Origin of the sequence: Burkholderia sp. Bp9015, assembly GCF_003853505.1 — a bacterium.
Classification (GTDB): domain Bacteria; phylum Pseudomonadota; class Gammaproteobacteria; order Burkholderiales; family Burkholderiaceae; genus Burkholderia.
This window is the reverse complement of sequence record NZ_QTPZ01000029.1, coordinates 85,821-107,537: the sequence shown is the minus strand read 5'-3', so window position 1 is coordinate 107,537 and position 21,717 is coordinate 85,821. Positions and strand designations below refer to the sequence as shown.

Here is a 21,717-nt window from a genome sequence, read left to right as displayed (position 1 = left end):
GTCGATCTCGGTGTCGGCGCTCGTCGCGGTCGTGATCTGGCTGACCTACAGCCGTGCCGCGCTGCTCTCCCGCTATCTCGGCACCGAAGGCACCAAGGTCGCGAAGCGCGTGTCGGCATTCCTGCTGCTGTGCATCGGCGTGCAGATCATGCTGACCGGCTTCTCCGAATTCCTGCAGCCGCTCGCCGACCAGATCAAGTAAGCCGTTCGTCGTTCGCGAGTAATCCGTTCGTTCGTCGACGCGGCAACCGGCGCGGCGCCACGCCGCGCATTCTGATCATGGATGCGGCGTGGCGCGTTGGTGTGCGCCGTCGAAGCCTTGCTCGAGTGGGATTGGGCTGCGGTTCCGGCGCGTCGGCGTTCCTGGGCGACCCGGCCGCAGCAGGCCGTCGCGTCGACTACGCGTTCGCGCGCTGCGCGATACCATGCGACGTCTGGCCGATGCTGCGCACGGCGTTCGTGCCCGGTGCACCGAGCCGGTGCCGCGCATCCGGCCGCAACCCCACTTCAATGACGAGGCGAGCGATGGAATACGTGAAATTCGGGTCGACCGGGATGGACGTGTCGAAGCTGGTGCTGGGCTGCATGACGTTCGGCGAGCCGTCGCGCGGCACCCACCCTTGGACGCTGCCGGAAGCGGAAAGCCGCCCGATCATCCAGCGGGCGATCGAGGCCGGCATCAACTTCTTCGATACCGCGAACATGTATTCGGACGGCACGTCCGAGGAGATCGTCGGCCGTGCGTTGCGCGACTTCGCGAAGCGCGACGACGTCGTGATCGCGACCAAGGTGTTCTACCGGATGCGCCCGGGGCCGAACGGCGCGGGCTTGTCGCGCAAGGCGATCATGACCGACATCGACCAGAGCCTGAAGCGGCTCGGCACCGACTACGTCGACCTGTACCAGATCCACCGCTGGGACTACGGCACGCCGATCGAGGAGACGCTCGAGGCGCTGCACGACGTCGTGAAGGCCGGCAAGGCGCGCTACATCGGCGCATCGTCGATGTTCGCGTGGCAGTTCGCGAAGGCGCTGTATACGTCGAAGCAGAACGGCTGGACCCGCTTCGTCAGCATGCAGAACCACCTGAACCTGCTGTATCGCGAGGAAGAACGGGAAATGCTGCCGCTGTGCGAGGCCGAAGGCATCGCGGTGATTCCGTGGAGCCCGCTCGCGCGCGGCCGGCTGACGCGCAATTGGGACGAGTCGTCCGGCCGGCAGCAGAGCGACGAGGTCGGTCAGCGGATGTACGACGCGACGGCCGGTGCCGATCGCGCGGTCGTCGAGGCCGTCGCGGCGATCGCCGCCGCGCGCAACGTGCCGCGTGCGCAGGTCGCGCTCGCGTGGGTCGCACACAAGCGCGGCGTCACCGCGCCGATCGTCGGCATCTCGAAGCCGCATCATCTGGACGATGCGCTCGGCGCGCTGCAGCTGAAGCTGACGGACGATGAAATCGCGACGCTCGAAGGCCCTTACGTGCCGCACGCGGTAGCCGGCTTCAACTGAGTTCGACCGCGCGAAACCGGCGGGATGCCGCCGCGTGCGGCGTTCAGCGTGCGGCGGCGAACATCGGATAGGTGAACAGCGCGAAGTGGATCACGTTCAGCCCCGCATGCGCGAGCGCGGATGCGAGCAGTCCGCCGCGCCGCCATGCGAGGCCGTAGCCGATGCCGGCCACCGTGCCGAGCGCGATCCAGGGCCAGCCGCCGGCCGCGTGCGCGGCGCCGAACAGCCCAGCGCCGATCGCGAGCGCGGCCCACGGCCCCCAGCCGAACCGGCCGAGCACGCGCGTGAGCCCGCCTTGCACGTAGCCGCGGAACAGCGCTTCCTCGGCGAGCGTGACGAGCAGCACATTGTTGACGAGCCACATCCAGCCCGACGCCGGCCATTTCGGCGCCCAGCCGACCATGCCGAACGCGAGCGCGCCGGCCAGGCAGGCCGCCGCCGTCGCGACGGCCGCCACGGCGCCGGTGCGCAGCGCGCGTGCCGGCGGGACGTCCGGCGCCACCCACGGCAGCGCCCACAGCAGCCACAGGCCGACGAGCGGCTTGTCGAAATTCAGGTACATCGTGAACGGCACGGCATCCGGCGTGAAACGCGTCGGCTCGATCACGCGCGGATTGTGGAAGCCGGGAAGCAGGTGCAGGCTCAGCGCGATCGCGAGCGCGGCAAACACGACGTGCGCGACGATCCGCAGCGCGAGCGGGCGGCCCGGCGCGACGCCCCAGGCGGCGGCCGCGAGCAGCGCGAGCGGCGCGAGCACGATCGGTTCGAGCTTGCCGAACGCCAGCGCGCCGGCATAGCCGAGCGCGGCAACGGCGATGCTCAGGCCATGCAGCGGGCGCTGCCACGCGAACGCGGCGGCCGCGAACAGTGCGAGCCAGATCGTGGCACACGGGAGAAGCGAGAGAGACATGGGGCGATGCAGGCGGCGAACGAGAGCCGCGCATCATACCCCAGCGGCCGTGACGGCCGCGCCGGGCGGACGGGGCGGGCGCTCAGCGGCCGGCGATCTCGGTGACGCCGTCGCGGGTCGGGATGTCGACGCTGTTGCGCTCGCGCATCCGCCGCCGGTACCAGAAGGTCCACAGCAGCAGCGTGCCGAACACCGTGTAGCCCATGATCGGCGACACGACGAGCACGCGCTCGACGGGCCAGGTGACGACCATCCACAGGCGCAGCAGCATCTCCAGCGTCATGCAGGCGCCCCACACGAAGGTCATCAGGCGCAGCATCTGGCGCAGCCCCGGCTGCTCGGCCCAGACCGTCTCGAAACGCGCGGCGCCGCCGGCCATCTCGCGGGCCACCGTCGCGCGCGCGAGATAGAAGATCAGCGGACGATCGCGGAACAACGACAGCAGGAACACGACGCCGATCGTGCCGGACGCGAGCGATTCGCGCATCAGCAGCGTGCGCGCGCTGCCGCCGAGCGCCATGCCGGCGATCGACAGCGCGATGCCGAGCAGCACGACGGCGGCCACCGCATCGATGCGGCGCGAGCGGATGAATTCGACGACGGACCAGACGATGGGCGGAATCGCCGACGCGTACAGCGCGCCGGTTTCGCCGAAATACGGATGCGCGACCCGGTACGCGACCCAGGGCAGCATCAGGTTGACGAAGAGTTCGAGGATCAGGCCGGCTCGTGGTTTCACGGAAGCGGGCGCGCGGGTGGCGCGCGGGGCGGTGATGTCGCTTCGAGTATATCGAAGTCCGACCCCGCGCGCCGCACCGGCGCGGTTGTGCACGCACCGAAAACGGGCGGAAACATGCGGTGGCCCGGGGCGGGGCCGCGCCCGGGATGCCCCGGGACCGTTCGGTGCCGCGTCCGGCCGCCGCGCGGCCGTCATCGTCCGGTCAACGGTTCGTCAGGCGGCCGCGGGCTGGACGATGATCTTCACGTTCCGGTCCTTGTGGTTGACCAGCTCCTCGAAGCCGTGCGTGACGATGTCGCCGAGCGTGATCCGGCCGGTGATCAGCGGCTGCACGTCGATGCGGCCGTCCGCGATGAAGCGGATCACGTCCGCGAATTCGCCGTTGTACGCGAGCGAGCCGATCACTTCCTTCTCGGTCGACACGATGTCGAAGAAGTTGAACGACGTCGGCTCCTCGAAGATGCCGACCATCACCGACTTGCCGGCCTTGCGGATCACGTCGATCGCGAGCTGCGCGGTGGCCGTGTGCCCGATGCACTCGAACGACACGTCGGCGCCGTAGCCGCCCGTCAGCGCCTTGACTTCCGCGACCGCGTCGGACGCCTTCGGATCGATCACGACCGTCGCGCCGACCTCCAGCGCCTTCTGCTTGCGCGCGGCCGACATTTCCAGCGCGATCACGCGTCCGGCGCCCGCGGCCTTCGCGCACATGATCGTGCACAGGCCGATCGTGCCGGCACCGACCACGACGACGGTCTGGCCGACGATGTTGCCGGCCTTCTTCACCGCATGCAGCCCGACCGCGAGCGGCTCGATCAGCGCGCCGGCCTCCGTCGGGAAGTTGTCGGGCAGCTTGTACAGCAGCTCGGCCGGCACGTTCACGAATTCGGCGAACGCGCCGTTGTTCATCAGCCCGGTGAACGCGAGGTTCTCGCAGATGTTGTACAGCCCGTGCCGGCAATACCAGCAGGTGCCGCAATGCTGGCAGGCGTCGGCCGTCACGCGCTCGCCGACCGCGAAGCCCGTCACGCCCGCGCCGAGCGCCGCGATCTCGCCGCTGAACTCGTGGCCGAGGATGCACTGGCCCTTCAGGCCCGTCAGCGGATGCGGTGCGTCGACGGGAATGAACACGGGCCCGGCGACGTACTCGTGCAGGTCGGAGCCGCAGATCCCGCACCAGTGCACGCGGATCTGGACCCAGCCGGCCGGCGGATGCGCCGGAACGGGAACCTCTTCGACGCGGATGTCGTGGCGGCCATGCCAGACGGCGGCCTTCATGCTGGGAGCGGTGTTCGATGCCGGTGTACTCACGTTGCTGTCTCCGTCAGGTTGTCGTCGGACGCGCGACCCAGGGGGCCGGTTCGTCCGTCGCGCGATTGCGCGAGCGACCGACATGCAGGAACGGGGCCAGCTCGAATCGGCGCTCGGGTGGCGAAGGCGCCGGGCGGGCCGTGTGCGATGCAGCAGGCCGCGCTGCATCGACGTCAGCCGGGGCCGGGCGAGTCAAACGCGAAATTTGCTGCGATTGCGACGGGACGCGGCGGGTGAGACGCCGGGACATTCGTCTCAGCCGTTTGAGACGAAACGCGAGACGCGCGGTTCGGTCGTGGGCGTCGTAGCCGCGGTCGTTGCGGTCCATTGGCGATCAGCGAAACGCATCGTTGCGCATGTTTCCCCTTTACTTGAAGTTAACTTCAATTTGTATCATCTGCGGCAATGTCCGATCGCCATGCGTGCATGGCGGTTGCACCGGAGGCGGGGTGCATGACCGAATCGGTCGTTGCTGCCGTGCGAAGGGCCGAGCGCGGCTCGTCTCAATCTTCACGGAATGTCGTCAAGCATGCCAAACGTTATCGAATGCCTGATCTGCGAGTATGTGTCGTACCACATGCTGGTAGCCGAAGAGCGGGACGCGATGCCGTTACCGGCAGACGTCGGGATGGCGCGGCCACAGGAGCGTGCCGATCGCGCGCCGACTCCGGAGCCTGTCGCACCTGGCGTTTCACCGTTGCGGCCGCAACTGTTCGTGTCGGTTCTGGAAGCGGGCGACGACGGCTTGCTGGTGCGCTGGAGCGAAAGCGGGCGCTGCCATTACGGCGAGCAACGCTGGCGCTTGCGCGTCGCGTTGCAGGCGGGCCGCTGCGCGATCTCCGGGCAGGCGATCGAGCCGGGCGAACCGGTGTACCGGCCGGTGCGGCGGCCGGTGCCGGTCAACGGCGACGAGATGATCCACCCCGCGTCGGTGCCGCCTGCGGCTGGCGCCGCGTGTCGCGCGGCACCAGGCCGCGGCGAGGCGACGGATCCGGTCGATACCCCGGGCTGAGCGACCGGTTGCACTCTCGCGTTACTTGAGATCCTTCCGGTACTGGATGAACCCCGCGTTGTTCGCGAGCTTGTCGTACAGCGCGCGGGCGGTCGTGTTGGTTTCGTGCGTGAGCCAGTACACGCGGCTTGCGCCGGCTTCGCGGGCCCGCTCGTACACGGCTTCGATCAGTGCGCCGCCCGCGCCTTGCCCGCGGGCGTCCGCCGCCGTGAACAGGTCCTGCAGATAGCAGTACGGCCCTTCGGTCCAGCACGAGCGGTGATAGATCGCGTGCACGATGCCGACCAGCGTACCCGACGCGTCGAAGGCGCCGAGCGCGAACATCGGTTCGGCGGGATCCATCAGGCGCGCCCATGTCGTCGCGAACACGGCGTCGCTCAGCGCGGTCTCGTAGAAAGTCTGGTAGCCCTGCCACAGCGGGCGCCACGCGGCTTCGTCGGAGGCCACGAGCGGCCGGACCGTGACGCGCGTCGCGTCGTTCGCGCGGCCGGCCGCGTCGCGCGCACGCGCCCGCGCGTGGCGGATCGCGACGAGCGTCTCGCGCTGCGTACCGCTGGCGTCGAAGTTCTCCGGCGCGAGCCAGGCTTCGAACGCGGCGCGCACGTCCGGCCATTCGCCGTCAACGATCGAGAACCATGCCGTGTCGCGGTTGCGGCCCTTGTAGATGATCGCCTGCCGGAACGTGCCTTCGTAACGGAAGCCGAGCCGCGCGGCCGCCTTGCGCGACGGTTCGTTGAGGTCGTCGCACTTCCATTCGTAGCGCCGGTAGCCGAGCGTGTCGAACGCGTACTTCATCAGCAGGTACTGCGCTTCGGTCGAAATCGGCGTGCGCTTCAGTAGCGGCGAGAAGGTGACGGAACCGACCTCGATCACGCCGTTGGCCGGGTCGATGCGCATCAGCGCGAGCGTGCCGACGGCGCGGTTCGTCGCGCGGTCGATCACCGTGTAGTGCAGCGGATCGGCGCTGGCCGCCGCGCCGCGCGCGTAGTCGCGGTAGCTCGACTCGTCGGCGTACGGCCCGTGCGCGAGATAGGTCCAGTCGCTGCCGTCCGGCGCCTGCGCGTACGCGGCGTACAGGTCGGCGGCATGGCGGTCGGCGTCGAGCGGTTCGAGGCGGCAGTAGCGGCCCTCGAGCACGATGCGTTCCGGGCGAGGGCGCGCGGACCAGTCGGGAACGGGGTGGCCGATGGGCTGCTGGAAGTCGTTGGTGAGCGTGGACAAGGTCGATCTCGCTTCGGTTGGCGGCCGGCGACATGCCGGCATGCAGACGATCGTAGTCCCGGCGAGGTACCATGAGAAGCGCCAGACGACAGCAAATTTATGGTGCCACGAAGGTGCCACGAACGCGCCGCGCCGGTGCCATGCCGGCGCCGCGATCGGCGCGCCATGCACCGAGACTTCCACGCCGCGATATCCCGATGACGACTGCCTTTCCTTCCGGCGACGCACCGCTGTTGCCGCTCGACGCGCCGCTCGCGCGCACGGCCGGCGCGCCTTCGTTGCAGCGGCAACTGCTGCGCCGCGTGCGCGACGCGATTCTCGGCGGTGCGATGCCGGCCGGAACGCGGCTGCCCGGCACGCGCGCGCTGGCCGAGACGCTCGGCGTGTCGCGCAACACGACGGCGGCCGTCTACGAGCAACTCGTCGCCGAAGGCTTCCTGCAATCCGATCGCCGCGGAACGCGCGTGGTCGGCCTGTCGCGGCCGGCCACGCCGCGCCGGCGGGTCGCACCGCCGGCCGTCGCGCAGCGGCTCGGCCGGATCCGCCCGAGCCTGATCGGCGCCGGCGAGTCGGAAGGCTTCCGGCCGGGCGTGCCCGCGCTGTCGCATTTCCCGGTGGATGCATGGCGGCATGCGATCGACCGCGCGCTGCGCCGCGCCGGCCGCGACCTGCTCGCGTATGGCGACCCGCTCGGCGAACGCGCGCTGCGCGAGTCGATCGCGCGCCACCTGGCCGTGACGCGCGGCGTGCGCTGCGATCCGGAGCAGATCGTGATCACCGAAGGCGCGCAGGGCGCGATCGCGCTGTGCGCGCAGTTGCTGACGAACCCCGGCGACACGGTCTGGGTCGAGGAGCCCGGCTATCGCGGTGCGCGCACCGCGATGCAGGCGGCCGATCTCGACGTCGTGCCGATGCCGGTCGACGCGGAGGGGCTGCGCGCGGCCGACACGGACTGGCGCGAACGGACGCCCCGGCTCGTCTACACCACGCCGTCGAACCAGTTCCCGACCGGCGCGGTGCTGTCGATCTCGCGCCGGCTCGCGCTCATCGACGCCGCACGCCGGCATCGCGCGTGGATCATCGAGGACGATTACGACAGCGAGTTTCGGCATACCGGCGAGCCGATCGGCGCGTTGCACGGGCTCGCGGCCGATTCGCCGGTCGTCTATCTCGGCTCGTTCAGCAAGACGATGTTTCCGGCCTTGCGGATCGGCTTTCTCGTGTTGCCCGACGCGCTGCTCGCCGCAGTGCGGCCAGCGTTGCCGGAGATGCTGCGCGGCGGCACGCGCCACGTGCAGCTCGCGCTCGCCGATTTCATCGAGACGGGGGAGTACGGGCGCCATCTCGGGCGGATGCGACGGCTGTATCGCGACCGGCGGCGCTCGCTGCTCGCCGCGCTGGACGACGCGTTCACCGTGCCGCATCAGGTCGAGGGCGGGCCGTGCGGGCTGCATCTGGCGTTGCGGCTGCCGGCCCGTTATCGCGACCGCGCGATCGTCGAAGCGGCGCGCGCGCACGGGATCGGGCCGTTCCCGCTGTCGGGGTTCTCGATCCACGCGACGTCGCTGGCAAACGGGCTCGTGCTCGGGTTCGGCAATACGTCGGCCGATGCGTTCGCGCCGATGCTGCGGACGCTGTCGACGATCGCGCATCGGGTCGCGGGCGAGTGAGGCGCAGTCGCATCGCCGCGAATTCACCGCAAATCCGCCGCCAATCACCGGGAGGCGCAGCGGGCGAGCCGGTGCTTACCGCACGCGTTCCGCGCGCATGATCCGGTGCGCCGCCGCCAGGCCGAGCACGAGCAGCACCGCGACATACGCGACGACGGCGCTCCACGCCCCGTGTTGCCAGAACGAGCCGCCGACCGAGCCCAGCACGCTCGACCCGAGATAATAGGCCAGCAGGTAGAGCGACGCGGCGTGCCCCTTCGCGGAACCGCCGAGATGCCCGACCCAGCCGCTCGCGACCGCATGGGCGACGAAGAAGCCGATCGTGATCAGCACGATCCCGACGATGATCGCGACGAGCGAATGCGACAGCGTCAGCGCGAGGCCGGCCGCGAACACGAGCATGCCGCTGACGAGGACGGGCGCGCGCCCGAGACGATCGGCGAGCGCACCGGCGCTCGACGAAGACACCATCCCGAACAGATAGGCGCCGAAGATCAGCCCGCAGGCGGTCGCGCTCAGGTTGAACGGTGCGGCCGTCAGCCGGAATCCGGCGTAGTTGTAGACGGTCACGAACGCGCCCATCACGAGGAAGCCGATCGCGAACACGAACGGCAGCCGCGCGTGATGCAGCTGCGCGTTCCACAGCCGCAGATGGTGACGCAGCGTCAGGTCGGTGCGCTTCACGAAGCGTCGCGACTGCGGCAGCAGCATCACGAACGCGACCGCCGCGACGAGGTCGACCACGCCGATCGTCAGCATCGCGGTGCGCCACGAGAAATACTCTTCGAGCGCGCTCATCCCGATCCGCCCGATCATGCCGCCGAACGCGGTGCCGCCGACGTAAAGTCCCATCGCCAGGCCCAGCCCGTCGGCGGCGATTTCCTCGGCGAGATAGGCCATCGCCACCGCCGGAACGCCGCCGAGCGCGAACCCTTCGAGCGCGCGCCAGAGCAGCAGCAGGTTCCAGTTCGGCGAAATCGCGGCGAGCAGGTTGAACAGCGCGGCCAGCGTCATCGACGCGAACATCAGCCCGCGTCGTCCGACGCGTTCGGACAGCGCGCCGGCGCACAGGATGGAGACCGCCAGCAGCCCGGTCGACAGCGACAGGGACAGCGAGCTCGACGCCGCGCCGATGTTGAACTCGCGTGCGAACGCGGGCAGCAGCGGCTGCACGCAGTACAGCAGCGAGAAGGTGGAAAAGCCGGCGAGGAACAGCGCCAGCGCGATGCGCTTGTAGGCTGCCGAGCGCGGCGACACGCCGATAGGCAGCGCATCCGGCGCGGCGTTCGCGGCGCGATTCGTGGCGGGTGACATTGCGGGAGTGGACATGACAGGTGCCCGATGGGTCAGGGAATGCCCGAATTCTTGCGCACGCTCATGTATATGTCCAATATATGAAATGAACCGTAGCGATACGTTTTTCGACTGGCTCGAACGCCGCCTCCATCTACCCCGGGATCACGTCAACGCATGGAACTTCGGCATCTCCGATACTTTCTGGCCGTGGCGGCCACATCCAACTTCACGAAGGCCGCGGAAACGCTCGGCATGGGTCAGCCGCCGCTCAGCCAGCAGATCAAGGCGCTCGAGAACGAACTCGGCGTGGCGTTGTTCAAGCGGACCGCACGCGGCGCCGAACTGACCGTGGCCGGAGAGGTGTTCGCGGAAGAGGCACGGCGCGTGCTCGCCGACGCGGAGCGCGCGGCGCGGGCGGCAAGACGGGCGGCGCGCGGGGAGATCGGGCAGTTGCGGGTCGGGTTCACCGGGACGGCGGCCTTCAATTCGAAAGTAGCGGACCTGATTCGCCGCTTTCGCGAAGCGTTTCCCGATACGGATCTGACGTTGCAGGAGGCGACCTCCGGCGTGCTGCTCGACGCGCTGGCGGCCGGGCGGCTCGACGTCGCGATCGTTCGTCCGGAACGCCGCATCGCGGACACGCTGCAGGCAGCGGACTGGGACGAGGAGCCGATGTTCGTCGCGATGCCGGTCGCGCATCGGCTCGCGCAGCGGCGTCGGATCGATCTGGCGGAGCTGGCCGACGAGGCGTTCGTGCAGGTGCCGCGCGAAGCGGGCAGCGCGCTGTTCGACGACATCGTCGCCGCGTGCAATGCCGCCGGCTTCCAGCCGCGCATGGCGCAGCCCGCGCCGCAAATCGCTTCGGCGGTGACGCTCGTCGCGGCCGGGCTCGGCGTGTCGATCGTGCCGAAGGCGATCACGCAGGTGCAGGTCGCGGGCGTCGTGTATCGGCAGGTCGCGGGCAACGGGCTGCGCGCGAGGCTCGCGATTGCGTCGCGGCGCGACGATCCGTCGGCGGTGGTGCGCAATTTTCTGGCGCTGGCCTGGTAGCGCGGGACGCATTGCGTCGCGCCTCGCCGCCGCGTCGGGGGAATGTTCCGATTGACGAACCGCGAACTTTGTCCGGAACGAACGCTGTCGCGGTTCCGCCGCTGCCCGACCACCCGGCATGCGGGTTTCGATTCGTATGTTCCGGAGGTGGCGTGGACTATAAATGGAGGGGTGTACCGGTGCTTGTCGGGCGTCCGCGCGTCTCGCGCGGGTCGGCGTCGCGACTGCCCGGGGGAGGTGCACCGTGGTTCGCCAGACGCTTGCTCGCGCCGTGCTTCGCACCGCGTTGATCGGGGGCGTGTTCGCCCTGGTTTTGGCGGCGCCGCCGGCCGCTGCCGGGACCATCGCGCCGCTCGCCACGCCACCGGTGATGAAGAACAGGCCCGCCGCACGGTCTTACTCGATGCCGGTCGACTTCTCGGCGATCGTCGATCGCTACGGCCCGACGATCGTGACCGTCATGACCGCGGCGACCGACCAGCAGGCCGGCGGACCGTCCTTCGTGTACCTCGATCCCGACGATCCGCTTGCCGCGTTCTTCCGCCGCGGCGCGCCGCTGCCGCCCGCGCAAGGCGCGCAGGCGCCTGCGCCTGATACGTCGCCGCGCGCGATCGCGGGCATCGGTTCGGGCTTCATCGTCGGCGCCGACGGGGTGATCCTGACTTCCGCGCATGTCGTCGCCGACGCGACCGATGTGACGGTGCGACTGGCCGATCGTCGAGAGTTGAAGGCGACGGTGGTGACCGTCGATCCGCAGAGCGACGTCGCCGTGCTGCACATCGACGCGACAAAGCTGCCGGTCGTGCATATCGGCGATTCGTCGCGGGTGCGTGCCGGCGAACCGGTGATGACGATCGGCGCGCCGGACGGCTCGGGCAACACGGTCACGGCCGGCATCGTCAGCGCGACGTCGCATGCGCTGCCGGACGGCAGCGCGTTTCCGTTCTTCCAGACCGATATCGCGGTGAACCCCGACAACTCGGGCGGCCCCGTGTTCAATCGCGCGGGCGACGTGATCGGCATCGCGGTGCAGGTCTATACGGATGCCGACCGTTATGCGAGCACGACGTTCGCGATTCCGATCGCACTCGCCATCAAGGTGCGTGCGCAGGTGCAGGCGCAGATGCGGGCCAATGCTCAGGCGCAGCGTGCGTCGTCCGGCAATGCGCTGGGTGTCGACGTGCAGGATGTCGGCGTCGGGCTGGCCGCGGCGTTCGGCCTGCCGCGTCCGGCGGGCGCGCTCGTCAACGGCGTCGATGCCGGCTCGCCCGCCGCCGCGGCCGGCGTGAAGCCCGGTGACGTGATCGTGAAGTTCGGCGGCAAGCCGATCGGACGGTCGGCCGAGCTGAACGACCTGGCCGCCGCGTTGCCGCCCGGCGGAAAGGCGCCGCTGCGGCTGATCCGCAACCGCACGCCGATGATGCTGACGGTCACGGGAGCGGGAGCGGGAGCTGGGGCCGGCGACGCGATCGACACCGCGGCCGCGACGGGCAGCAGTGCGGGCAGTGCGGGCACGGTCGGCACGGCCGGTGCCGCCGGCGTGGCGATGGCCGCCGCGCGGCCGGCAGACTCCGGCGATCGGCTCGGGCTGACGATGCATCCGCTGAGCGACGCCGAACGGCGTTCGACCGGGCTCGCGGTCGGGATGATGGTGGATGCGGTGCACGGGCCGGCCGCGAACGCGGGCATCCGGCCCGGCGACGTCGTGCTCGAACTCAACGACACGCTGCTCGAAACGCCGGACGACGTGCAGGCGCTCGAAGCGAAAGGCGGCGTGATCGCCGTGCTGATTCAGCGCGAGAACGCACGCAAGTTCGTGTCGGTGCGGGCGCGGTAGGGTGTCGACGGGGGCGCGGGGAAGAGCGGCGGCGCTCCGTCGATTCGTCATGTGGACGACGCAGCGCATCCGACGGCTTGACCGAAAACGGCGAACAGGTTGCGACGCGCTTCATCGGCCGATGTACGTTGCACTCACGCCATGCCGGTGGTCGCATCGTTACGCATGCGATATTCAGTCGGCGTTGTCGACAGGTATTTCCGGAACAGCCGCGCCAGTTGGGCGCCACTGTTGATGCCACAGCGACGCGCGACCTTGTCGACCGGCAAGCTCGATTCCACCAGCATCCTGCAGCTCATGTTCAAGCGCGCGCGCTGCAGGTAGTCGGATGGCGTCATGCCGATCTCGCTCTTGAACCTTCTCAGGAAGTTGCGCGCGCTCATGGCCGCGACTTGCGCCGCAGCATCGATCGAGACGGGCCGGTCGACGTTCGCCTCCAGCCAGCGCGCGGATGCCGTGATCTGCTCGCTCACACGTGGCGCGTTGCTCGCCGCAACGAACGCATCCGACGGTGCAGGCGCCGGCATCGCCAGAGACCCGGACACTTGCCGCGCGAGCTCGCCGCCCAAATCGTCTTCGACCACGCGCAACGCAATGCGAATGGCATCAGGCTCGCCGCCCGGCGATCTGGCGGCCTGCATGTCGGGCGTGTCGTTGGCGGCACGAAATCCGCTCGGAAGACCTGCCGCATCCAGGAGAAGCTTTCCGTCTGCGATCGGATGAACGGTTTCGCATAGCGGATGCTGGCGGCGCAGCCAATCGATCAGCCGCTTGTCGCGACAGGCCGGATCAGCAGCCGCTCCGCCTGCGACGAACATGATCTGCTTGCCTTCCACGCGCCGCCGCGAATCGATGCTTTCCGTCCAGACGAAGACCGATGAAGAGGCGGCAATTCTGCCGCCAGCAGCGGACACCAGCGATACGTCATAGCGCGCCTCGCCGGACGGACGAGCTGTGGTCAGCGCACTTGCTTTATGAAAAATCTCGATGATCGCCGCGACGTCGTGCAGTGCAAATCCGTTGGACAGCACAATGTCGACTCGCGTCGGCGCCCCTGCGGTGGGCATCCGCGAGCGAGATAGGGTGGAGTGCTCCGATTCCATCGGTGATTCCCCAAGGATGTTGTTGACCGGCAGCGGCCCGCTTCGGGCTCTGCAACTCGAAGCCGTTGACGCATGCCTTACAGGCGGCCTTCGACAACTATCGCGTGGCCGGATTCGACAGCCTGTGGCCGCCTGAAACAGGCAAGCACCCGCGGACATGCGGCCCCGAGAATTCTAGAAAGGGCGGTCGGGTCGGCTTGACACTCCGTCTCAAAAAAACGGAACTTCTATCGGATGCGCTGGGCCCGGTCGAATTGCCGGAAGCACGAGCGATCAGGCTCGCCTTCGCGCAGGTGGTGAAATCGCGATTCGCAAACGATTGCGTGATGCTGAATAAGCGGGAGGGGACGCGCCGTGTGCTACGGCAAAGCACGTACTGGTATGCTTCCCATGCTGCACTAGCGCGTTCCGGGCGAGCGATTGGATCGATATGGCGTTCAGGAGTGCTGGGCAGATCAAAGCCGGACGAAAATCAGCGAAGAGCGCCGCATTGAACGACGACCCACTACACACTGCGATACCGCCAGGCCGCCTGTTGTTGCCGCCGGAGCGGCCGGTGCTCGCGCCCGGCATCGTGCACAGCAGTTTCAGCGTTCAAGGCGACGCCCGTCGAAGCTTGCTGGCCTGGCAAGAGCGCATGAGTCCCGTCTACGACATATTGCCTTCGTCGAAGCAAGCCGAGGATACGTTCGATGCATCGATGTCCCGTTACACGATCGACAATCTGAGCATCTTCGACTTTCGCACGGGGCCGAACCTGGCCGTGCGATCGTTGGGTCGGGTTTCGACCGAGAGCGTGCGGGATGTGTCGTTCAGCATATACCTTGAAGGATCGCCGGGGCAGTTCCTGGGCGGCAAACCACGGTCCGACGCGCCGCACGTGCCGCACGTGCCAAGTATCCTCGCCCTGGACATGGATCAGCCGTGCACGGTCCGGAGTTTTCATAGCCGGATACTTCTCCTGTTTGTGCCACGCGCACTGGTGGAAAAGTCATTCCCTGATGCGGCGTCGCTGCATGGCCGCTGGATTCACGCTACCGATCCTCTGACGCGCATGCTGATCGAGCATCTGGTGGCGCTCAATAAAACCATCGTCGGACTGAGCAAGGACGAAGCGCATCGGTCCTTGCTCACGGCGGTAGAGTTGATCGTTGCGGCCTTCTGCCGCCAGGCGGGTCTTGCCGGCAATGCCCGCGCGGCGGTCCGCGCTGCTGTATACGGGCAAGTGCGGCGGCACGTCGAGGCAAATCTGCATGATCCGAATTTGTCGCCCGACAGCGTGTTGGCGTCGCTTAATCTCTCACGCGCCAGCGTGTACCGAATATTCGAGCATGAAGGGGGCTTGGCCGCTTATATCCGCAACCGCAGGCTGCGAATGGCGGCCGATGAACTGGTGCGCTTTCCCCATGTGGAGGTACAGGACGTTGCCTCGGGGTTGGGCTTCAATGATGCATCAAGCTTTACTCGTGCATTCCGTCGAGCCTTCGACATCTCGCCGCGAGATTTGCACGAGTACGCACCGTTGTTCCAGCATGGAGATACAAAACGGGAGCGCTTCACGAAGAGGCAGGGTTGAACGGATTGGCTCGTCGACTACGACGAACCTGGGTGGCAGCCGTGTTTCGATAGCCGCTCGAAAGCGGCGCCCCTGACCTGCACTCAGGGTGTCCAGAACCTGGTGAATTCTCGACCCGACGGATGGGCGCCGCGGCGACATGCTACGATCAACGCGATCCGACTTTCATCCGGACGCACCATGACGACAATGTATGAATTGCTCGGTGTGTGCGAGAACGCCACCGACGAGGAAATCAAGCGCGGCTACCGAAAAGCAGCGATGAAAGCGCATCCTGACCGCAATGTCGGGTGCGAAGCGGACGCGCATGCGCGATTTCAGGAGATCAAGGAGGCATACGCGATTCTCTCGGACCCGAAGCTGCGCCGCGTCTATGACACCGTTTACGCAGAGGAAATGCGCCGTCACGCACGGCTTCGCGAAGAAGAGGAACGCCTGAAGGCAGAGCGCGAAGCGGAATATGCGCGGTTCGTGGCATTGGCGATGCGCTTCGCCGAGCAAGGGCACAACCGCGACGTCGTGTTCGGTGTTCTGCTCGGCCGTGATTGCGATGTTCAACTCGCCGAGCGCATTGCCGGCAGTGTGGTCGAGCTGCATGCGTCGCGCCAGCCGGGCGCATCGCGGGACGGGCAGCGTGATGAGCAGATGCCGCAAGGCGACGAGAGGGCGACACAGGAGGCATCGGAGCAGGCACCAAAGAGCGACGCACGAAGGAGTGACGAACACGCGCATACGGATTTTTTCAGCGCTCTGTGGCACGGCGTGTTCGGGCTGCGCCCGTGAGTCCTGGTGGGGGACCGGTTTTGCGAACGCGGAACTTGGCCGCGGTCGGTGGCATCTTCGGGGGAGGTTCTTCGATCGACTGCTTTATGAATTGACGGCTAGTTGGGCAGTGTTCGGCCACAAACGGCCGTTCGACACAGCTTTTTAGATCGTCGACAATCGGTGCAGATAAGGGCGTGGTCTTTAGCGGTTACCGTCGATCAGATCGTTCAGCAGCGCATCGAACGCGGCCTGTGCGTCTTCAAGTTCCTGCAGGGCGGCATCAAAGGTTTGCAGCGCGAACGGCGAGGGCTCGCCGCTGCCTTGCGGCGGAAATTGCTTCTGCATCGAGGCGAACGTACTCTGCACGCGCAGCGTGGCGGCCACCATGCGCTCCATCGCCTGGGTTTCTTCGGCTCGGGCCTGTTCCGGATTCATTCCTCTCTCCTTGGATGGTTTTCTTGAAGACCAGATCGTACACGCTGTGTCCGTTCTTGCCGCCCTTGGCAGAACGATTCCGTTGAGGGTTCCAACGGCACGCTGCGGGAGAAGCAATTTAATCGGGCATGATTCCGCAGTCGCGCCGAGGCCAAGATACTCATCGAGCGTGGCTACAAAATCCCGCTGCAGGTCACAACGATTGGCCGCTTTGGATAAATCCGAAGGGCCGTTCAGGGTCGACAACCGACCTCCCCGGAAATCCACGAAGAACGTCTTTTGCATTGCGCACGTCCACGCGACGCGTGCGGGGTGGGCACCCGCTTGCATCCAAACCTGCCGATCGCTTCCGAGCCGGCTGCACCGCGACACGCAACGCTGATCCTGCTGTGCGCGTTCTCGGTGCTGCCGTTGAGCCTGTTCCTGCCGTCGCTGCCGGCGATCGCGCGCGACCTGCGCGCCGACTATGCGCTCGTCGCGCTGTCGCTAGGCGGCTACGCGGCGGTCGCCGTGTCGCTCGAGTTCGTGATGGGGCCGCTCTCGGACCGGTCCGGGCGGCGACCGATCATGCTGACGCGCCTCGGCATCTTCACGCTCGGGTCGCTGGGCTGTGCGATGGCGACCAGTCCACGGCGATCGCGCTGGCGGCCGCGGTGTGCGTACGAATCTTCGACGCCCGCGAACGGCGCGCGTGATCGACGCGACAGGACCGGCATGCCGATCCGGCGCGATGCGATCGCTGCCCGGATCGACAAGGAGCGATACGACCCGACCCGACAGCCGTCCGACCGACTGCGCGTCGCATGCGCCCGCACGATGCCTTACGGCTTCGCCCCCATCGTGAACTCGAACGTCGCGACGCCGTCGACGCCACCCGTCACGCGGTCGCCCGGCTGCAGCGCGCCGACGCCGGCCGGCGTGCCGGTGAAGATCAGGTCGCCGGCCTTCAGCTCGACCGAGCGCGACACGTACGAGATCACGTCCGGCACGGCCCAGATCATGTCGGCGAGATCGCCTTGCTGGCGCGTTTCGCCATTGACCGCGAGCCAGATCCGGCCGCTTGCCGGATGGCCGGTCGCGGTCGCAGCGCGCAGCGCGGTCACGGGGCCCGACGCATCGAAGCCCTTCGCCCAGTCCCACGGCCGGCTCAGCTTCTTCGCTTCGGCCTGCAGGTCGCGGCGCGTGAGGTCGACGCCGACGCCGTAGCCCCACACGTGCGACAGCGCATCGGCCGGGTCGATCGACCGGCCGTCCTTGCCGATCGCGACGACCAGCTCGATTTCATGATGGAGGTCGTTTGTCAGCGGCGGATACGGGACGGTGCCAGCGGCCGGGACGATCGCGTCGGCCGGCTTCGTGAAGAAGAACGGCGGCTCACGGTCGGGATCGGCGCCCATTTCGCGTGCGTGGTCGGCGTAGTTGCGGCCGACGCAGAACACGCGGCGCACCGGAAAGCGCGCGGACGACTGTTCGACTTCGACGGAAGGACGCTCGGAAGCGTCGATGACGTATGCGGACATCGGATGACCTCGTTCGATGAATAGACGGATGCCGTTGCCCGCGCAATGCGCCGCGGGCCGGCATGCATGGAACGATACCCGACGCATGCGCGCCGGGATGCGACGCAACTGCGCTTTAACCGGACAAATCTACGCGTCGCCGGCCGTCGGCGCTGCGTCGGCGTCCGGCAGCGCGGCGTTGGCATCCCGGTACGCCTTCGGCGACACGCCGACCCGCGCGCGGAAGCGCCGCGCGAAATACCCTTCGTCGCGGAAGCCGACCGAGCGCGCGATGTCGGCGATGCGCCGGCTCGTATGCGCGAGCAGCGACTGCGCGAGCGCGATCCGGCGCTCGGTCACGAGATCGGTGAAGGTGCTGCCGGTTTCCTTGCGCACCAGGTGCGCGAGGTAGTTCGGCGACAGGAATGCGGCCTCGGCGGTGGCCGCGAGCGTCAGGTCCTCGCGGGTCAGGTTCGCGCGCACGTGGCGCAGCACGCGCGCGAGGGCGTCGCGCCGGCCCGCGCGCTGGGCGCCACGCTGCGCGAGCTTGTCGAGCGCGCCCGCGTACTGCGTGCAGACGAGGCCGATCAGCTGCAGCAGGTAGCCGCGCAGCAACGTGGTCGAGCCGAAGGTGCGCACGCGGTCGGCATCGAGCATGCACAGCGCGAGGCGCCGCGCCTCGTCGAACGCGTCGCCGGTCAGGATGAAGTCGAGATGTTCCTGGAAGCGGAACGGCGTCAGCTCCGGAAAGCGCTGCGCGGGGACATCCTCGAGATCGAGCGGATCGACGTCGAGATCGGCGCGCAGGAACGCCTGGCTGAAGTTGATGACGATGAAGTGCGCGCCTTCCGGATGCGGAATCAGGTGTTCTCGGTGCGGCAGCACGAACGCGAGCGCGCCGCGCGGAAACGGCCGCGTGACGCCGCCGATCCGCTGCTCGGTGTCGCCGCCGAGGTTGAACTGGATCTGGAAATACGCGTGCCGGTGCGGCTCGGTGATCGCCTGGCGCGACGCCTGGTCGCGGATGTAGAAATCGAGCCGGTCGCTGCGTTCGGGCATCCCGTACAGGCGCGGCGGGGCGGTGGAGGGCATGAAGGATTCTGCTGTTGGTGACGCGGTTGAGCCGCGATGGTACAGCGAACCGGGCGCGGCCGGAATCCGCGGGCCGATCCGCGCAGGCCGGACGGGCGGGGACACGCTCCATCCGGCCCGGCGACACCGCAATCAGGCGGCCGAACAAAGTCGATGTCGTTCCGGTTCGTCGCGACAGGGAGCAGGGGCGCGCCCGGTTTCGGTCAGCCAGCGATCAGCGGTGCGACGCGCCGCCGCAGTTCCGGCACGACCTCGGCATCGAACCACGGATGGTGCTTGAACCACGCCTGGTTGCGCGGCGACGGATGCGGCAGCGGCAGCACGTCGGGGCCGTAGTCGCGCCACGCGTGCACGGTGTCGGTCAGCGTCGCCTGGCGCGTGTCGCGCAGGAAATGCCGCTGCGCGTACTGGCCGATCAGCAGCGTCAGCCGGATCGACGGCAATTCGGCGAGCAGCCGGTCGATCCACAGTGGCGCGCATTCAGGACGCGGCGGGTTGTCGCCGCTCGCGCCGCGGCCTGGGTAGCAGAATCCCATCGGCACGATCGCGAAGCGGGTCTCGTCGTAGAACGTGTCGGCGTCGACACCGAGCCAGTCGCGCAGCCGCTTGCCGCTGGCATCGTCCCACGGGATGCCGCTCGCATGGACGCGGGCGCCGGGCGCCTGCCCGACGATCAGGATGCGGGCGTCGCGATGGGCGCGCACGACGGGGCGCGGGCCGAGCGGCAGGTCGGCTTCGCAGGCGCGGCACGCGCGGATTTCGGTGAGCAGCACGTCGAGCGGTGTGCGCGTTCGTTTCGGCATCGATTCTGAACGGGGACGGACTGGCGGCGCGGCGAGCCGGAGCGGACCGGCGCATCGGGTCAGGCATTCCGCGGGGCGCGGCATGGTGCTGCGCGGCGGCCCCGGCATCCGTGCCGGGATCACCTGTCCGCCGCACCGCCTTCGGCGACCGCAGCATCATACAACGCCGTCTGCGCGATCGCCGCGGCGATGGCCGCGTCGTCGTGCGTGCCGTCGAGCATGCCCCAGCGGCGGTATTGCAACAGGAACCACCGGCCTTCCTGGGGATCCGGCCGGTTCACGGCGCCGCCGTCGTGGAAGCGGATCGGCAGCGGCGGCTGCGCGAACGGCCCCGGGCCGTAGTCGCCGAGCAGGCGCGGCGCGATCAGCCGGGCCGGTACGCCGAGCGCATCGGGCGACGCGAGCCAGCCGGCCGCGTCGCGACGGTGCGCGGCGCTGTCGAGCCACGCGCACGCATCGACGAGCGTGCGGATCAGCGCGCGCGCGGTGGCCGGATACAGCGCGACGAAATCGCGCCGGGCCGCGAGCACCTTCTCCGGATGATCGGGCCAGATCTCGCTGGTGACGGCGACGGTCCGGCCCGCGCCGCACGCTTCGGCCACCGCGTGCCACGGCTCGCCCGCGCAGAAGCCGTCGAGTTCGCCGCTCGCGAGCGCCGCGACCATCTCGGGCGGCGGAATCACGACGCTGCGCACGTCGCGCAACGGATCGATGCCGTGCGACGCGAGCCAGTGGTTCAGCCACATCGCATGCGTGCCGGTCGGGAAGGTCTGCGCGAGCAGCGGCTTGCGTCCGAGCGTCGCGAGCGCCGCGCGGACGTCGCCGCTGGCGCGGTAGGCGTCGGCGAGGCCGCGGGCGAACGTGATCGCCTGGCCGTTGCGGTTCAGCACCATCAGCGCGGCCATGTCGGCCTGCGGGCCGCCGATGCCGAGCTGCAGCCCGCACACGAGCCCGTACAGCGCGTGCGCGGCGTCGAGTTCGCCGCTCAGCAGCTTGTCGCGCACGGCGGCCCAGGACGGCTGGCGGCTCAGTTCCAGCGTCAGGCCGTGGCGCGCGCCGAGATTCAGCTGCTGCGCGACGATCAGCGGGGCCGCGTCGCTCAGCGCGACGAACCCGAGACGAAGATGCGCGCGTTCCGGCGCGGCGGGAGGCGAAGGGTTCATGGCATTCATGACGGTTGGGACGCATCGAGCAGTTGCCGCGCGACGTCGACGATGCGCAGGCCCTGGTCCATCGCGCGCTTGCGCAGCAACGCATACGCATCGTGCTCGGACAGCCTGCGCTGATCCATCAGCAGGCGCTTCGCGCGATCGATCAGCTTGCGTTCGGCGAGCTCGCGCTCGACGTCGGCGAGCCGGCGGCGCAGCGCATCGTCGTGCGAGAAGCGCGCAAGCGCGACTTCGAGGATCGGCGCGAGGCGCTCGGCCGACAGCCCTTCGACGAGATACGCGCTGACGCCGGCGCCGACCGCCGCGTGAATCAGCGCCTGGTCGGCATCGTGGCTGAACATCAGCACGGGGCGCGGCGCGGTCGCGTGCATCACGGCCAGTTGCTCGAGCGTGTCGCGCGACGGCGAATCGGTATCGATGATCACGACGTCGGGGCGCTGCTCCTCGACGGCCGCGGGCAGGCGCGCGGGCGTCGCGACGTCGTTGAGCATCTCGTAGCCGAGGCGCGCGAGCGCGTCGCCGAGTTCGCCGATCGGCTTGTCGGTGTCGGTGACGAGCAGCACGCGCAGGCGTGCGGGCGGGACGGACGAACTCATGACGCGAACGGGGACGGACCGGCTTCGGTGCAAGGGTTGAACGGGGGTTGCGGGGTGCGGGCGGAAGTCGATGTGCGCGGAACCTCGCGCATGCATCCCCGGCAGCCGGCGTGAACGCGGCCGCGGT

At 68.5% G+C, this 21,717-nt stretch carries 20 protein-coding genes and 1 pseudogene; 9 read left to right on the top strand and 12 right to left on the bottom strand.

The genetic code is table 11. The annotated features are described in order from the left end of the window. On the top strand, positions 1 to 202 hold a 202-nt coding region (locus DIE12_RS27100), incomplete at its 5' end, for a MarC family protein (protein WP_311768015.1). Between the two features lie 323 nt (positions 203 to 525). Continuing rightward, positions 526 to 1,506: an aldo/keto reductase gene (locus DIE12_RS27095; RefSeq protein ID WP_044843310.1), complete on the top strand. Its 981-nt coding sequence runs from the start codon at positions 526 to 528 to the stop codon at positions 1,504 to 1,506. Between the two features lie 43 nt (positions 1,507 to 1,549). On the opposite strand, the gene DIE12_RS27090 is transcribed toward DIE12_RS27095, so the two are convergent. From DIE12_RS27090 to DIE12_RS27080, 3 genes are all read right to left on the bottom strand, one after another. Further along, a complete protein-coding gene (locus DIE12_RS27090; RefSeq protein ID WP_124522069.1) occupies positions 1,550 to 2,416 on the bottom strand; it encodes a CPBP family intramembrane glutamic endopeptidase in 867 nt (288 codons plus the stop codon). Positions 2,417 to 2,498: 82 nt separating this feature from the next. Beyond that, a complete protein-coding gene (locus DIE12_RS27085) occupies positions 2,499 to 3,155 on the bottom strand; it encodes a VC0807 family protein (protein WP_124484625.1) in 657 nt (218 codons plus the stop codon). 213 nt (positions 3,156 to 3,368) lie between these two features. Next, positions 3,369 to 4,433 carry a 2,3-butanediol dehydrogenase gene (locus tag DIE12_RS27080; RefSeq protein WP_044843313.1) on the bottom strand — a complete coding sequence of 355 codons (1,065 nt, stop codon included), beginning with the start codon at positions 4,431 to 4,433 and terminating at the stop codon, positions 3,369 to 3,371. Between the two features lie 562 nt (positions 4,434 to 4,995). Between DIE12_RS27080 and DIE12_RS27075 the strand changes: the two genes are divergently transcribed. Continuing rightward, positions 4,996 to 5,478 (top strand): DUF3331 domain-containing protein, encoded by a 483-nt coding sequence (locus DIE12_RS27075; protein ID WP_124522067.1) that lies wholly within the window; start codon positions 4,996 to 4,998, stop codon positions 5,476 to 5,478. Positions 5,479 to 5,499: 21 nt separating this feature from the next. Here the strand turns inward: DIE12_RS27075 and DIE12_RS27070 are convergent, their stop codons facing one another. Next, positions 5,500 to 6,699: a GNAT family N-acetyltransferase gene (locus DIE12_RS27070; RefSeq protein WP_124522066.1), complete on the bottom strand. Its 1,200-nt coding sequence runs from the start codon at positions 6,697 to 6,699 to the stop codon at positions 5,500 to 5,502. A gap of 197 nt (positions 6,700 to 6,896) precedes the next feature. On the opposite strand from DIE12_RS27070, the gene DIE12_RS27065 reads away from it, so the two are divergent. After that, complete coding sequence (locus tag DIE12_RS27065; protein WP_124522064.1) at positions 6,897 to 8,369, top strand: PLP-dependent aminotransferase family protein; 1,473 nt, start codon at positions 6,897 to 6,899, stop codon at positions 8,367 to 8,369. 75 nt (positions 8,370 to 8,444) lie between these two features. Here DIE12_RS27065 and DIE12_RS27060 read toward each other — a convergent pair whose 3' ends face one another. After that, positions 8,445 to 9,698, bottom strand: a complete 1,254-nt coding sequence (locus DIE12_RS27060) for an MFS transporter (protein ID WP_124522062.1) — start codon at positions 9,696 to 9,698, stop codon at positions 8,445 to 8,447. Positions 9,699 to 9,839: 141 nt separating this feature from the next. Here DIE12_RS27060 and DIE12_RS27055 point away from each other — a divergent pair, with 141 nt between their 5' ends. Together DIE12_RS27055 and DIE12_RS27050 are read left to right on the top strand one after the other, a co-directional pair. After that, positions 9,840 to 10,715, top strand: a complete 876-nt coding sequence (locus tag DIE12_RS27055; RefSeq protein WP_124522060.1) for a LysR family transcriptional regulator — start codon at positions 9,840 to 9,842, stop codon at positions 10,713 to 10,715. A gap of 244 nt (positions 10,716 to 10,959) precedes the next feature. Then, a complete protein-coding gene (locus DIE12_RS27050; RefSeq protein WP_185500364.1) occupies positions 10,960 to 12,552 on the top strand; it encodes a trypsin-like peptidase domain-containing protein in 1,593 nt (530 codons plus the stop codon). 134 nt (positions 12,553 to 12,686) lie between these two features. Here DIE12_RS27050 and DIE12_RS27045 read toward each other — a convergent pair whose 3' ends face one another. Continuing rightward, complete coding sequence (locus tag DIE12_RS27045) at positions 12,687 to 13,655, bottom strand: helix-turn-helix domain-containing protein (protein WP_124522056.1); 969 nt, start codon at positions 13,653 to 13,655, stop codon at positions 12,687 to 12,689. 490 nt (positions 13,656 to 14,145) lie between these two features. Between DIE12_RS27045 and DIE12_RS27040 the strand changes: the two genes are divergently transcribed. Then, positions 14,146 to 15,231: a helix-turn-helix domain-containing protein gene (locus tag DIE12_RS27040; RefSeq protein ID WP_260426907.1), complete on the top strand. Its 1,086-nt coding sequence runs from the start codon at positions 14,146 to 14,148 to the stop codon at positions 15,229 to 15,231. Between the two features lie 180 nt (positions 15,232 to 15,411). Then, positions 15,412 to 16,014 carry a J domain-containing protein gene (locus DIE12_RS27035; RefSeq protein WP_124522052.1) on the top strand — a complete coding sequence of 201 codons (603 nt, stop codon included), beginning with the start codon at positions 15,412 to 15,414 and terminating at the stop codon, positions 16,012 to 16,014. Positions 16,015 to 16,197: 183 nt separating this feature from the next. Here DIE12_RS27035 and DIE12_RS27030 read toward each other — a convergent pair whose 3' ends face one another. Next, entirely contained in the window at positions 16,198 to 16,431 is a 234-nt protein-coding gene (locus tag DIE12_RS27030; RefSeq protein WP_011549124.1) for a hypothetical protein, read from the bottom strand. Positions 16,432 to 16,755: 324 nt separating this feature from the next. Here DIE12_RS27030 and DIE12_RS27025 point away from each other — a divergent pair. Next, positions 16,756 to 17,064 (top strand): annotated as a pseudogene (locus tag DIE12_RS27025) (MFS transporter); the annotation flags it as partial. 188 nt (positions 17,065 to 17,252) lie between these two features. Here the strand turns inward: DIE12_RS27025 and DIE12_RS27020 are convergent. The 5 genes from DIE12_RS27020 to DIE12_RS27000 form a co-directional block, all read right to left on the bottom strand. Further along, entirely contained in the window at positions 17,253 to 17,951 is a 699-nt protein-coding gene (locus tag DIE12_RS27020) for a fumarylacetoacetate hydrolase family protein (protein ID WP_124522050.1), read from the bottom strand. 129 nt (positions 17,952 to 18,080) lie between these two features. Next, complete coding sequence (locus DIE12_RS27015; RefSeq protein ID WP_044843331.1) at positions 18,081 to 19,022, bottom strand: helix-turn-helix transcriptional regulator; 942 nt, start codon at positions 19,020 to 19,022, stop codon at positions 18,081 to 18,083. A gap of 203 nt (positions 19,023 to 19,225) precedes the next feature. After that, entirely contained in the window at positions 19,226 to 19,825 is a 600-nt protein-coding gene (locus DIE12_RS27010; protein WP_124484636.1) for a uracil-DNA glycosylase family protein, read from the bottom strand. A 119-nt stretch (positions 19,826 to 19,944) separates the two neighbouring features. Then, positions 19,945 to 20,988: a CmpA/NrtA family ABC transporter substrate-binding protein gene (locus DIE12_RS27005; protein WP_124522048.1), complete on the bottom strand. Its 1,044-nt coding sequence runs from the start codon at positions 20,986 to 20,988 to the stop codon at positions 19,945 to 19,947. Positions 20,989 to 20,993: 5 nt separating this feature from the next. Beyond that, positions 20,994 to 21,590, bottom strand: coding sequence for an ANTAR domain-containing response regulator (locus DIE12_RS27000; protein WP_124522046.1), 597 nt, complete (start codon positions 21,588 to 21,590; stop codon positions 20,994 to 20,996). Between the last annotated feature and the right edge of the window lie 127 nt (positions 21,591 to 21,717).